The 14,225-nt window shown below is 52.5% G+C and carries 10 protein-coding genes; 5 read left to right on the top strand and 5 right to left on the bottom strand.

The window, feature by feature from the left end; all coding sequences use genetic code 11:
• Window positions 1–76 precede the first annotated feature (76 nt).
• Window positions 77–796, top strand: coding sequence for a purine-nucleoside phosphorylase (gene deoD, locus ETV65_RS13205; protein WP_015698752.1), 720 nt, complete (start codon window positions 77–79; stop codon window positions 794–796).
• 204 nt (window positions 797–1,000) lie between these two features.
• Here the strand turns inward: deoD and ETV65_RS13200 are convergent, their stop codons facing one another.
• Window positions 1,001–1,789, bottom strand: coding sequence for a YtjB family periplasmic protein (locus ETV65_RS13200; protein WP_129953273.1), 789 nt, complete (start codon window positions 1,787–1,789; stop codon window positions 1,001–1,003).
• A 246-nt stretch (window positions 1,790–2,035) separates the two neighbouring features.
• Between ETV65_RS13200 and serB the strand changes: the two genes are divergently transcribed.
• The 3 genes from serB to nadR all read left to right on the top strand — a co-directional run bounded on the left by serB (window position 2,036) and on the right by nadR (window position 5,867).
• Window positions 2,036–3,001: a phosphoserine phosphatase gene (serB, locus tag ETV65_RS13195; protein WP_129953272.1), complete on the top strand. Its 966-nt coding sequence runs from the start codon at window positions 2,036–2,038 to the stop codon at window positions 2,999–3,001.
• A gap of 151 nt (window positions 3,002–3,152) precedes the next feature.
• Window positions 3,153–4,535, top strand: coding sequence for a DNA repair protein RadA (radA, locus tag ETV65_RS13190; protein ID WP_129953271.1), 1,383 nt, complete (start codon window positions 3,153–3,155; stop codon window positions 4,533–4,535).
• Between the two features lie 72 nt (window positions 4,536–4,607).
• The gene (nadR, locus tag ETV65_RS13185) at window positions 4,608–5,867 is read left to right on the top strand and encodes a multifunctional transcriptional regulator/nicotinamide-nucleotide adenylyltransferase/ribosylnicotinamide kinase NadR (protein WP_129953270.1); all 1,260 of its coding nucleotides are present in this window, start codon (window positions 4,608–4,610) and stop codon (window positions 5,865–5,867) included.
• 118 nt (window positions 5,868–5,985) lie between these two features.
• Here nadR and ETV65_RS13180 read toward each other — a convergent pair whose 3' ends face one another.
• Window positions 5,986–6,987: a zinc-binding alcohol dehydrogenase family protein gene (locus ETV65_RS13180; RefSeq protein WP_129953269.1), complete on the bottom strand. Its 1,002-nt coding sequence runs from the start codon at window positions 6,985–6,987 to the stop codon at window positions 5,986–5,988.
• 100 nt (window positions 6,988–7,087) lie between these two features.
• Between ETV65_RS13180 and ETV65_RS13175 the strand changes: the two genes are divergently transcribed.
• Entirely contained in the window at window positions 7,088–7,996 is a 909-nt protein-coding gene (locus ETV65_RS13175) for a LysR family transcriptional regulator (RefSeq protein ID WP_129953268.1), read from the top strand.
• Between the two features lie 63 nt (window positions 7,997–8,059).
• On the opposite strand, the gene ettA is transcribed toward ETV65_RS13175, so the two are convergent.
• From ettA to ETV65_RS13160, 3 genes are all read right to left on the bottom strand, one after another.
• Complete coding sequence (gene ettA, locus ETV65_RS13170; RefSeq protein WP_129953267.1) at window positions 8,060–9,727, bottom strand: energy-dependent translational throttle protein EttA; 1,668 nt, start codon at window positions 9,725–9,727, stop codon at window positions 8,060–8,062.
• Window positions 9,728–9,930: 203 nt separating this feature from the next.
• Complete coding sequence (gene rcsA, locus ETV65_RS13165; protein ID WP_129953266.1) at window positions 9,931–10,611, bottom strand: transcriptional regulator RcsA; 681 nt, start codon at window positions 10,609–10,611, stop codon at window positions 9,931–9,933.
• A gap of 333 nt (window positions 10,612–10,944) precedes the next feature.
• Window positions 10,945–13,683: a cation-transporting P-type ATPase gene (locus tag ETV65_RS13160; protein ID WP_129953265.1), complete on the bottom strand. Its 2,739-nt coding sequence runs from the start codon at window positions 13,681–13,683 to the stop codon at window positions 10,945–10,947.
• Window positions 13,684–14,225: the final 542 nt, after the last annotated feature.

Raw genomic sequence — 14,225 nt, 5'->3', positions numbered from 1 at the left:
TATACACGGCCAGTTCTTTATACTGGCCGCGTTTTTTATGATGAATATGACACCTCGCTGATTAAGGAATAAGAAGATGGCAACTCCACACATTAATGCTGAAATGGGCGACTTTGCTGACGTCGTGCTGATGCCGGGCGACCCGCTGCGCGCCAGGCACATCGCGGAAACCTTCCTTCAGGATGTTAAGCAGGTGAACGACGTGCGTGGCATGTTGGGGTTCACCGGCACGTATAAAGGCCGCAAAATCTCAGTGATGGGCCATGGCATGGGCATTCCTTCCTGCTCCATTTATGCCAAAGAACTGATCACTGAATTCGGCGTAAAAAAAATCATCCGCGTGGGTTCGTGTGGTGCTGTTCGTGCCGACATCAAACTGCGTGACATTGTGATCGGCATGGGTGCCTGCACCGATTCCAAAGTGAACCGTATGCGTTTCAAAGACCATGACTACGCGGCTATCGCGGACTACGACATGGTGCGTAACGCCGCTGACGCTGCGAAAGCTAAAGGCATCAATGCCCGCGTCGGTAACATCTTCTCCGCCGACCTGTTCTATACACCGGACCCGCAAATGTTCGATGTAATGGAAAAGTACGGCATTTTGGGTGTGGAAATGGAAGCGGCCGGGATCTACGGTGTGGCGGCAGAATTTGGTGCAAAAGCACTGACTATCTGTACTGTCTCCGATCATATCCGTACGCACGAACAAACCACTGCCGCTGAACGTCAGACCACCTTCAACGACATGATCGAAATCGCGCTGGAATCTGTTCTGCTGGGCGATAAAGAATAAATTCTGCTGATATAGCAGAGACGAAAACGGGCACCAAATGGTGCCCGTTTTGCTATGCATTTTCCTGCTCATCACTGAGCCGCTCATGTCTGAACTTGTAGATTTACTGCGTCAGGACAGTCTGACGGCAAAAGAGATCACGGCGCAACTTCACGGAGCAACTCCACATCACCCCGTCAACGCTCTCAAGGCGGCTGGCCTGAATCACTTCGGCCGGCTGCGTTTCAGGCTGCGATAAGCAGCCTGTGCGGCTTCTTTGGTCTGCGCTTCGGTGGCAGGTTTAGCGGGCACCACATCGGATTCCGGCTCAGGAATATTGAGCACCGGTGGCGGGCCGAACTCATCCGGTTCGTCTTCCTGTTCATCATCTTCTTTTACCGGCTTACTGGCGGTCAGCAGGAACGGTGATTGCTGCCAGCGTGAACGGCGGCCCTGCAACAATGTTCGGGCCAGAATAATACCGACACCCAGCGCGGCGAGCATCATCAGGCGCAACAGGTTAGTGGTGTTATCCACCTGCTTGGACTCTGTTGCCAGCACATGCGTGTCGAGTGTGATGCGTAAAAATCCGCCCGGCCCGTTTTTATCTTCTATCGGTACCACAATCTGATGATTGAAGTAGCTGCCCGCACGTTTGCCATCGAGCGACAAACGGTCGCGAACCGGCACCTGTTCACCGGCATGCGCCACCAGGGAACCGTCAGACTCATAAACGCTGGCGTCAAGAATGCGACTGCTCTCGGTAAGCTGACTCAAAATAGTGGAAATTTGTGCGATATCAGCGCCATCATTATCGCTGTCCATCAGGGGTGCGAGCGAAAACGCCACCTGTCGGGCGAGCGTTTGCGCAAGCTGTTCCACCTGCGTCGAACGTGCCAGTTGATGTCCCAGACTGAAATAAGATGCGCCCTGCATCAGAATGACGAGTAATGCGAGACTTATCAATACGATAGCTGCGCGGTGCAGGCGAAATTTAAGTTTGGCCTTGGCCATTCTGTTTCCTTGCGTATTTCGATGACTTTATGTTGCCAGAAGACGCCACGATAAGGTAGCTTGATGCCTCATTTTACCCTGCATCCTTCAAGCTGCCTCTGCGTTGGCTGCCTTCATTCACTCCGGTCGCTGACCTGTGTCAGTTCCCGGAGATTCATTCCGTTGCCGCCTTGATGCAACTCGAATGATTTTGGGTAAATAGTGATATTTGTTTTCCTAATACCATAACGCCCTACAGGAGCCATCATGCCAAACAGTCTGACCTATTGCGATCTTCCTGCGGAGATCCACCAATGGCCGGGACTTCCCCTTTCATTGAGCGGTGATGAAGTCATGCCGCTGGATTACCGGGCGGGACATACCGGATGGCTTCTGTATGGTAGAAAACTTGATAAAACCAGCATTACGCTGTTCCAGCGCCGGTTAGGCCGCGCTCTGGTGATTGTCAGCGCATGGTCAGTGGAAGGTTATCAGGTTGTGCGCCTCGCAGGCTCACTCACTGCCGACGCACAGTTTCTCGCCGAATCTTTTGAATTTGATGTCGCTCAGCTGGGGAAAGTGCCGTATCTGCGTTTGCCAGGCCTGCTGGTCATGGACATGGATTCTACCGCGATTGAAATTGAATGCATCGATGAAATTGCCAAACTGGCAGGCGTCGGTGAGCAGGTCGCGGAAGTCACCGAACGCGCGATGCGCGGCGAGCTGGATTTCTCCGCCAGTCTGCGTCAGCGCGTGGCGACATTGAAAGATGCGGATGCCAGTATTCTACAGCAGGTGCGTGAAACCCTGCCGCTGATGCCGGGTCTGACGGTGATGGTTCAGCGTTTACAGGAAGCGGGCTGGCACGTGGCGATTGCCTCCGGTGGCTTTACATATTATGCCGAATACCTGCGCGACCAGCTGAATCTGATCGACGTGGCCGCGAACGAACTGGAAATCCGTGACGGCAAACTGACAGGCCGTGTGATCGGGCCGATCGTTGACGCGCAATATAAAGCCGATACTCTGCTGAAACTGGCAGAAAAACTGGGTATTCCCCACGCGCAAACCGTGGCTATCGGTGATGGGGCGAATGACCTGAAAATGATGGCGGTTGCGGGCATGGGCATTGCTTATCACGCCAAACCGAAAGTTTATGAACAGGCTTCAGTCTGCATCCGACATGCCGATCTGCTTGGCGTGTTGTGTATTCTCAGCGGTAGCCAGTCTTAAATACCCGCCATACTTCAAGCCGCATCTGCGTTAGCTGCAATCACTCACCCGAATCACTGACGTATGTCAGCTCATCGGGATGAGTGCTCTGGCCGCCTTGATGCAACTCGAATTATTTAGGGTATTCACTATTATTTTGAAGAGGTAAGTTGTGGCAAAAGCAGCAAAACGTGCATTTGTGTGTAATGAATGTGGCGCAGATTATCCGCGCTGGCAAGGGCAGTGCAGTGCCTGTCAGGCCTGGAACAGCATTACTGAAATCCGTTTGGCCGCTTCCCCTACGGTGGCGCGTAACGAACGTCTGACCGGTTATGCCGGGGATGCCGGGGTCAGCCGCGTGCAGAAACTGTCGGATATCAGCCTTGATGAACTTCCGCGTTTCAGTACCGGTTTTAAAGAGTTTGACCGGGTATTAGGTGGCGGCGTGGTACCGGGCAGTGCCATTCTCATTGGCGGTAACCCCGGTGCCGGTAAAAGTACGCTGTTGCTGCAAATTCTGTGTCATCTCAGTGAAAACATGAAAACCCTTTACGTTACGGGTGAAGAATCATTGCAACAGGTTGCGATGCGCGCGCATCGTCTGGGTTTACCAACGGCTAACATGAATATGCTGTCGGAAACCAGCATCGAACAGATTTGTGAGATTGCAGATGCGGAACAGCCGAAGCTGATGGTGATCGACTCCATTCAGGTGATGCATATGGCCGATATTCAGTCGTCGCCGGGTACGGTCGCTCAGGTGCGTGAAACGGCGGCGTATCTTACCCGTTTCGCTAAAACGCGCGGCGTGGCGATTGTCATGGTCGGTCATGTCACTAAAGACGGTTCACTGGCGGGGCCCAAAGTACTGGAGCACTGTATTGACTGTTCCGTACTGCTCGACGGTGATGCCGATTCGCGTTTCCGTACATTGCGCAGCCACAAAAACCGCTTTGGCGCGGTGAACGAACTGGGCGTATTTGCTATGACCGAGCAGGGGCTGCGTGAAGTCAGCAACCCGTCGGCAATTTTCCTCAGCCGGGGAGATGAAATTACCTCCGGCAGCTCCGTCATGGTGCTATGGGAAGGAACGCGTCCGCTGTTGGTTGAGGTTCAGGCGCTGGTCGATCATTCGATGATGGGCAATCCCCGTCGTGTGGCGGTCGGTCTTGAGCAGAACCGTCTGGCCATATTACTCGCGGTGCTGCACCGTCATGGCGGCTTACAGATGGCGGATCAGGATGTCTTTGTTAACGTGGTCGGTGGCGTGAAAGTCACCGAAACCAGTGCCGACCTGGCGCTGTTGCTGTCGCTGGTATCGAGCCTGCGTGACCGTCCGCTGCCGCAGGATTTGGTGGTGTTCGGTGAGGTCGGGCTGGCGGGGGAAATCCGTCCGGTGCCAAGCGGTCAGGAGCGTATAACTGAAGCGGCGAAACACGGTTTTAAACGCGCCATTGTGCCGTACGCTAACGTGCCGAAAAAAGTGCCCGCCGGTATGCAGGTATTTGGCGTCAAAAAACTGGCTGATGCGCTGGCGATCCTCGATGATTTGTAACGGTTAACCGCTGTCGCTGCTGAGGGCCTTTGTGCTATTTTTTGTTTAGTACAGAAAACCTGAGGACAAGGCATGTCACAGTTCGACTATCTAAAAACCGCGATAAAACAACAGGGACGCACGCTGCAACAGGTGGCCGAAGCCAGCGGGATGACCAAGGGTTATCTCAGCCAGTTGTTGAATGCAAAGATAAAAAGCCCCAGCGCCCAAAAACTGGAGGCATTGCACCGTTTCCTGGATCTTGAGTTTCCCCGTCGTGAGAAAAATATTGGCGTGGTGTTCGGTAAGTTTTATCCGCTGCACACCGGCCACATTTATCTGATTCAGCGCGCCTGTAGTCAGGTCGATGAGCTGCATATCATCATGGGTTATGACGAACCACGCGACCGCGAGCTGTTTGAGAACAGCTCAATGTCTCAGCAACCCACGGTCAGCGACCGCCTGCGCTGGTTATTGCAGACCTTCAAGTATCAGAAAAACATCCGCATTCATGCCTTTAACGAAGAGGGGATGGAGCCGTATCCGCACGGCTGGGATGTCTGGGGGCGTGGCATTAAAGAGTTTATGGATCAGAAAGGCATTGAACCGAACACTATTTATTCCAGCGAAGAAGCTGATGCGCCACAGTACCGGGAACATCTCGGTATTGAAACGGTGCTGATCGACCCGAAACGTTCGTTTATGAATATCAGTGGCCGTCAGATCCGTCAGGATCCGTTCCGTTACTGGGATTATATTCCGACTGAAGTTAAACCGTTTTTCGTACGCACGGTGGCGATTCTGGGCGGCGAATCCAGCGGGAAATCGACGCTGGTGAATAAATTAGCCAACATCTTCAACACGACCAGCGCGTGGGAATATGGCCGCGATTATGTGTTCTCGCACCTCGGTGGCGATGAAATGGCGCTGCAATATTCCGATTATGACAAAATTGCACTCGGGCAGGCGCAGTACATTGATTTTGCAGTAAAATATGCCAATAAAGTGGCGTTTATTGATACCGACTTCCTGACCACCCAAGCCTTCTGTAAAAAATATGAAGGGCGTGAGCATCCGTTTGTGCAGGCGCTGATGGATGAATACCGGTTTGATCTGGTTATTTTGCTGGAAAACAATACACCGTGGGTTGCGGATGGCCTGCGTAGTCTGGGCAGTACGTCTGACCGGATGTCTTTTCAAAATCTGTTAATTGAAATGCTCAGGCAGAACCAGGTGGAATATGTTCACGTGGAATCATCAGATTATGATCAGCGTTTTCTCGAATGTGTGGAACTGGTGCAGAACATGCTGGCGGCGGACACCAGCCGGTTAAATGAACCCCCTGTACGCTGATCAAAAATCAGCAATCAGAGCTGCGGGCATACATAGCGTTCACACGTGAACGAAAACACGTGAATGAAAAAGCCCCGTCATGAAAATGCGGGGCTTTGCATATAAGGCCACAGCGGACTTAGAAAGCGACGACCACTTTACCCTGCATATGGCCGTCGAGTACTTTGGCATGCGCGGCTTCGATGCTTTCCACGGTCAGGCCATGCAGGGTGTCGCTCAGGGTGGTCCGGACTTTCCCTTCGTCAACCAGCGCGGCGACGCGTTTGAGAATTTCGCCCTGTTCGGCAATATCCGGCGTGGTAAACATACTGCGGGTGTACATCAGCTCCCAGTGCAGGGCGGCACTTTTCAGCTTCAGTTTATTCATATCCAGCGGATGTTCGTTTTCAACGATGGTACAGATATGACCCATTGGCGCGATCAGATCAGCGATTGTCTCCCAATGGCCGTCGGTATCGTTCAGACACAGAATAAAATCTACCTGCCTGATGTCGTGTTTCGCCAGTTCACCTTTCAGATCTTTGTAATTTACGGTCAGATCGGCACCGCGATCCAGACACCATTTTGCTGATTCCGGGCGCGAAGCGGTGGCAATGACTTTCACGTTGCTGCGCAGTGACGCGAACGGGATCGCAAGCGAACCTACGCCACCGGCCCCGCCGATGATCAGCAGCGTTTTATCCGCAGACGCGTCCTGAATTTTCAGATGCTCGAACAACGCCTCCCAGGCGGTCAGTGTGGTCAGCGGCATGGCGGCGGCTTCAGCCCAGTTCAGGCTTTGCGGTTTGAGGGACACAATGCGTGAGTCGATGAGATGTTCAGCCGCGTTACTTCCGGAACGGGTGATATCTCCGGCGTACCAGACTTCATCGCCGGGTTTGAAATTTTTCACCGCGCTGCCCACGGATTTAACAATGCCGCTGGCATCCCAGCCCAGCACTTTCGGTGCATCCAGACCGCTTTTCTGCACACCTTTGTGTACTTTAGTATCGACCGGATTGACCGACACGGCTTTCACTTCCACCAGCAAGTCATAATCTTTCGCGACGGGTTGCGGTAATTCGACGGCGATGAAATGGGCCGGATCTTTCGGGTTCACTGCAATAGCGTTAATTGTCATGTTTTCTCTCTCCGTTAGGTATACGCAAAGTCTAGCCCGCATCCGTGAAGCTGATAAGATGGACAATAACTAACAAAGTGTTCGTCTTAGGTGAACAATCATGTTTAAGCAGTTACAGGATATGGCGCTGTTTGCGCTGGTGGCCGAATGCGGCAGTTTTACTCAGGCCGCCGGCCGGGCCGGTTTGCCCAAATCCAGCGTCAGTCAGCGCATCAGCCAGCTCGAGAAATCCGTCGGACTGCGCCTGCTTAACCGTACCACACGCCAGCTGAATCTGACGTTTGCCGGTGAACGTTACCTGATCCACTGTCAGGAAATGATGCAGGCCAGCGAAAGGGCGGAGCTGGCCATCCGCCGGTTACGCGATAATCCGAGCGGGCGGTTGCGGATCACCAGTCCGGCAGGGCTCGGGGCGACGTTACTGGCGCGCATGAACGTCGAGTTTCAGAAACGTTATCCGGATGTTTCGCTGGAGGTGTCGGTGTCCGATGCGATGGTCGATCTGGTGCAGGAAGGGTTTGATATCGCCTTGCGTACGGGTAAACCGCAGGATTCCTCGCTGATCGGCCGCGAACTGGGGCACAGCCCGCGTTACCTGCTGGCGTCGCCGGCGTATCTGGCACAGCAGCCATCCCTGGATTCGCCGCAGCAACTGGCGTCGCATCACTGCATCGCACACCGGGCATGGTCTGAGTGGGTACTGCATCGCGGCGATACCTGGCACCGTTGGTTGCTGCCTTCGGCGCATACCACCGACAATCTGCTGTATGCGCGGGAGTGCGCGCTGGCAGGTGCAGGCATCACATTGCTGCCTGCATTTTTATGCCATGACGAAGTCGCGAAAGGCACGCTGGTGCGCGTGTTGCCGGAATGGGAAGCAGAAGGGAATGATTTGTATCTGGTTTATCCGGGACGAAAGCTGAATTCGCCGGCACTGGTCTGTTTTATTGAGTTTATGCTGGAAGAATATAGGTTTTCAGAAAGCTACAGCGAGGCGCTGACGGGATAGATTTGAGTGAATTGCCGCCATAAAAAAGGCCCGTTTCCGGGCCTGATATTCGGCTGAAGACGATTATTTGATCATCTTTTTGTACTTAATGCGCTTTGGTTCCAACGCATCGGCACCTAAAGTCCGTTTTTTGTATTCTTCGTATTCGGTGAAGTTACCTTCGAAGAACTCGACTTTGCCTTCATCCTGATAATCGAGGATGTGCGTCGCGATACGGTCGAGGAACCAGCGGTCATGGGAAATGACCATCGCGCAGCCCGGGAATTCCAGCAAGGCGTTTTCCAGTGCACGCAGGGTTTCGATGTCGAGGTCATTGGTCGGTTCATCGAGCAGCAACATGTTACCGCCAACCTGCAGCAGTTTTGCCAGATGCAAACGGCCACGTTCACCACCGGACAGTTCGCCAACACGTTTGCCCTGATCAACCCCTTTGAAGTTAAAGCGGCCCACGTAGGCGCGGCTTGGCATTTCAGTGGTGCCGATGCGCATGATGTCCTGACCACCGGAGACTTCTTCCCAGACGGTTTTGCTGTTATCCATTGAATCACGGAACTGATCCACAGACGCCAGTTTCACGGTATCGCCCAGCTCGATGGTGCCGCTGTTAGCGTCTTCCTGACCTGACATCATACGGAACAGCGTTGATTTACCGGCGCCGTTCGGGCCGATAATCCCGACGATCGCGCCTTTCGGTACGGAGAAGGACAGGTCGTCGATCAGAATGCGATCACCGTAAGACTTGCTCAGGTTTTTCACTTCGACAACTTTGTCGCCCAGGCGGGGACCCGGTGGAATGAACAGTTCGTTGGTTTCGTTACGTTTCTGGTATTCGGTGCTGTTCAGCTCCTCAAAGCGTGCCAGACGGGCCTTGCCTTTAGACTGACGGCCTTTCGCGCCCTGACGAACCCACTCCAGTTCCTTCTCGATAGATTTACGGCGTGCGGCTTCGGAAGAGGCTTCCTGCGCCAGACGTTCGTCTTTTTGTTCCAGCCAGGTGGAATAGTTGCCTTCCCACGGAATACCTTCACCGCGGTCAAGTTCGAGGATCCAGCCAGCCACATTATCAAGGAAGTAACGGTCGTGGGTAATTGCCACTACGGTACCTTCGAAGTCGTGCAGGAAGCGTTCCAGCCATGCCACGGATTCTGCATCCAGATGGTTGGTCGGTTCGTCGAGCAGCAGCATGTCTGGTTTTTCGAGCAGCAGGCGGCAAAGTGCCACACGGCGGCGCTCACCACCGGACAGGTTAGCCACTTTCGCATCCCAGTCTGGCAGACGCAGCGCATCAGCAGCACGTTCCAGCTGGCTGTTGAGGTTGTGACCATCGTGTGCCTGGATGATCTCTTCCAGCTTACCCTGTTCAGCCGCCAGTTTATCGAAATCCGCTTCCGGCTCAGCGTACAGTGCATACACTTCATCGAGACGTTTTAACGCGCCAACGACTTCAGAAACAGCTTCTTCCACGGACTCACGCACGGTGTGTTCCATGTTCAGCTGAGGTTCCTGCGGCAGGTAACCGATTTTCAGATCAGGCTGCGGACGTGCTTCACCTTCGATGTCGGTATCGATACCGGCCATGATGCGCAGCAGGGTGGATTTACCCGAACCGTTCAGACCCAGAACACCGATTTTAGCGCCAGGGAAGAAACTCAGGGAGATGTTCTTAAGAATATGACGCTTCGGCGGAACAACTTTGCCGAGGCGATGCATGGAATATACGTATTGAGCCACGTTGTTTTGAGCCTCTTTCTCTGCGGGCCGCGCGCTGTCTGCGAAGGGCAGGCGCTGCGGCAAATTAAAGTCAGCCCCGCCTGACTGCGGCATGACTGATAAGGGTTCCGACTGCGAAGTTTAGCGTGTTTCAGCCGGGTTCCCAACCATCAGGTTCACAGTAAGGCAAGAATGTTGCCGGCGGGTAGCAGGTGGCGGAGAGATTAGCCAAACGGAATGTTGAATTCATCCGGTTCGCCTGACGGGCGCAGTGGCCGGTTGCGACCGACAAACATCCCGGTTGTCAGAATATCGGTGAGTTTAACAACATGATAAATGGCCTGTTTATTTTGCGTTTTTACTTTGCGCTTGATATTGCCTTTATGCGACGCCACCGTTTTTTGTTTGATATTCAGGTGCTGGGAAATATTTTCTGTGTTCAGCCCTGACATCCACATTTTCAGAATACTGGATTCAGTCCGGCTCAGGCTGACCGGTGTGAGATCCAACAATTGTTCCGCTTCTGCCGGGCGTGACAGCAGCAGGTTACGGGCAATCAGCTGATAAATGGTGGTTGTCCGGATGGATTTGGACAAAATAATGATGTTTTTACGGATCGGCACATAGCTCTGATAATTCAGGTTTTCTTTGGAAATGAAAACAAAGAACAGCGTACCGGGATGCGCGTCTATCATATCCCGCAGGGTGTGGCCTGACTGAGCATCAGACGTAAAGCAATCTTCATTCACAAAGATGATTTCAGGCGTCAGGGAATGGCATGTTGCGTGCAGTTCGTCGATATCCTTAAGCGAAAGAATGTCTTTCTGCTGTTGTCCGTTTAATTGCAATAACGAATGCAATGCCAGCTGCGTGTAATAGCATCTGTCTACAATCATCGATGACATTGTGTTCACCTGTTTGTTGGCTTCTGTTCGGCTGCAAAGCAGCCAGAGAGCTCGTTTTTTATAAAACTGGTCCTACAGCGATGGGGCATTCCTGTAAAAACTGCCGTAAAAATTGATGGTTGCCGGCAATATTCGTTTGCTGTGAAAAGGGATACCCTGGCGAGAGTAATAAGGCGGTAAGGGATTGATGTAAATCAGCAAAACGGGCATTGGGACGTTTTGTGAGATCTTTGAGACGAATTGAGCGCGGAAAATATTAAAGTTTCAGAATGATGACATTTTTTATCGTAAAATGCCGGGCTACAAAAGGTAACCCGGCATCCGGATAAATCATCAAGCTTTCTGGCGAATGAAGCGGTTAACCAGCCATTTTTCGATTTCGACAATCACGAAGATCATCGCGCCGACTACCAGCGTGATGCCCCAGAATTTCAGCGGCATCGGTACGGTGCCGAACAGCTGGTTCATGACCGGCAGATAAATCAGCGCCAGTTGCAGGAGCAGCAGGACAGCGGAAACTACCCACAAGCCTTTATTAACAAACACTTCACGCGTCAGCGGGAAACGATCCATCACGCGGCAGTTAAACATATACACCCACTGCGCGGTGACCAGTGTCTGCAGCAGTACGGTGCGGATCAAATCGCTGCTGTAACCGCGCGGTTGCATCCAGGCTTCCAGCACGAACGCACTGCAGGCAATCAGAATGCCCACGAAGGCAATACGCCAGACAGCATGCAGATCGAGTACGTGCTGACCCGGTGCGCGCGGGCGGCGGGTCATCATGCCTTTCTCGCCCGGCTCAAAGGCCAGACCGAAGGACAGCGTGGTCGATGTTGCCATGTTCATCCATAAGATCTGAACCGGCGTCAGCGGAATGACCGCACCGGCCAGAATCGCCAGGATAATCAGCAGCCCCTGCGCGAGGTTGGTCGGCAGGATAAACAGAATGGTTTTCTTCAGGTTGTCGTAAACGCGACGGCCTTCTCTGACGGCGCTGGCGATGGTCGCGAAGTTATCATCGGTCAGTACCATATCAGCGGCTTCTTTGGTCACTTCGGTGCCTTTAATGCCCATGGCAATGCCGACGTCAGCCTGTTTCAGCGCGGGCGCATCGTTGACCCCGTCGCCGGTCATGCCGACGACTTCGCCGCTATCCTGTAATGCCTTGACCAGACGTAATTTATGCTCAGGGCTGGTACGGGCGAAAATATCGTACTGGCTGGCGGCCACAGCCAGTTCAGCATCGTCCATATGTTCGAGCTGGTAACCGGTGATCGCGTCTGCGCTGTTGCCGATCCCCAGCATTTTGCCAATTGCCATCGCGGTTTCCTGGTGGTCACCGGTGATCATCTTCACGCGGATCCCGGCCTGCTGACACTGAGCAATCGCGTCAATCGCTTCAGGGCGCGGCGGATCCATCATGCCGGCGATACCGGCAAAAATCAGGCCCTGTTGCAAATGACTGTGGTTCAGGTCACCGTCGATTTCCGGCTCATCTTTCAGCGCCGCAGCAACCATACGCAGGCCCTGGCGGGCGTAGCGCGCCATCTCTTCTTCCCAGTATTCGCGGCGGAAAGGCTGCACGCCGTTTTCGGTCAGTTCAAGCGAGGCTAAGGAGAACAGAACGTCCGGTGCGCCGGTCACAAACAACCGGGTTTTGCCATTGATACGTTGCAGGGTGGACATGTATTTATGTTTAGAATCGAACGGAATTTTATCCAGTGGTTCGACTTTACCGGTATTCAGGTTTGATTTAGCCGCCAGCACTTTCAGTGCGCCGGACGTCGGGCCGCCGGTTATGCCCCAGTGGCCTTTATCGTCCTGCAGTAATTGGCTGTCATTACATAAATCTACCGCGGTGATGAAAGTGTTAAGTACAGGTGTATTGATAACATCGATCTGCTTGCGGCTTTGCGTGTCAGTAATCCGGCCTTTAGGCTGATAGCTTTCGCCTTCTACCTGATAAGCGCGGTCTGCCAGAATGACGGCTTTCACGGTCATTTCATTCATGGTCAGCGTGCCGGTTTTATCCGAGCAAATTACTGTCATAGAACCGAGTGTTTCGACCGTTGGCAGCTTACGGATAATGGCGTGATTACGTGCCATCGTTTGCACACCGAGAGAAAGGATGATGGAAATTATGGCCGGTAAACCTTCCGGCACGGAGGCCACGGCCAGGCTAATCAGCGACAGCAACAGTTCGCCCAGCGGCATGTCGCGCAGAATGAAGGCGAAAATAAACAGGAATGCCATCATCAGCAAAATCAGGGCGAAAATGCCTTTGCCCAGTTTGTCGATTTGCTGCAGCAGCGGGGTGCGCTGTGGCGTGATCGACGACATCATTTGGTTGATGTGACCCAGTTCTGTGTCTTTACCGGTGGCACAGACCACACCGGTCGCGGTACCGCCACTGATCATGGTGCCGGAGAACAACAGGTTATGGCGGTCGCCGATCATGACTTCATCGTCAATGACCTGTGCGTTTTTGACCACTACGGTGGATTCGCCCGTCAGAATGGCTTCTTCGACCTGCAGGTTATGCGCACTGATGATACGCAAGTCCGCCGGGATCTTGTCACCGGGGCGCAACTGTACGATATCGCCAGGCACCAGTTGATCAGCGTTGATGGTTTCTATCTGGCCGTCACGCATGACAACTGCCTGACTTGACAGCATATTCTGAATGCTTTTCAGGGATTTTTCAGCGCTGTTTTCCTGCAAAAAACCAATCAGCGCATTGATGACGGCCACGCCCAGAATGACCAGCGTATCGACCCAGTGCCCCATGGCACCTGTCACAATAGCCGCCGCAAGCAGGATATAAATCAGGACATCATTGAAGTGCGCCAGAAAACGCATCAGGGCGCTTTTAGCCGCTTTTTCCGGCAGGGCATTGGGGCCGTACTCTTTCAGGCGTTCGCTGGCATCATGCCGGGTCAGGCCATTCTCGCCGGTTCCCAGACGCTGCATGGCGTCGTTACCACTAATCTGATACCAGTTTGTGTTTTCCGTCGCGGCAGAAGAAGAAGGGCTGGCATTAGTTTTTACTGATGAAGTTGAGTGAGTCATTTACTTTTCCATAAGCGATGAGCTGAGCCGCTATTCATATTTCACTTTCATAAGAAGAAATAGCGAATATCAAAAAATCAATTTTACATAGGGTGCGATCATAATTAATTATCTCCGGATAAATTTGATCTGAGCCAATAAATAGTTTTTTTGCATGGCTGTTAATAATTTTTATATTTAAAAACAATCAGGTAAGAGGATTAGGATTTTCGGTATTAATTACCTTTTATTTAGGGTTTGTTTAAAAATTAAATACCTGCGTAAATTACGGTAAGTAAATCTTAGTTTTGTCAGTGCGTTTATTTAATTTGAAACTGTAAGGGTGCTATCTATTGGGGTTTTACAGGATAATACCTGCTAATTAATTACGGATATCCTGTGGTGAGGAATTATTCCTGCCTGATATTCTGTGACAGAAAATAGATCTGCCGCTGTCTGGTAACTCTCCGTCGCTTGCACCACACTGTGTAAAGTTTGTGATGCTGTTCCTGCATCGCTTCAATTTTAAAAATGAATCGATTAGCGTAGTGGCTGTCTACAGA

It is taken from the genome of Rahnella sp. RFA10(1/100), assembly GCF_004195115.1.
Lineage (GTDB): Bacteria > Pseudomonadota > Gammaproteobacteria > Enterobacterales > Enterobacteriaceae > Rahnella > Rahnella perminowiae.
Note: the sequence above shows the minus strand (reverse complement) of the source record. Positions and strands in the feature narration are given on the sequence as shown.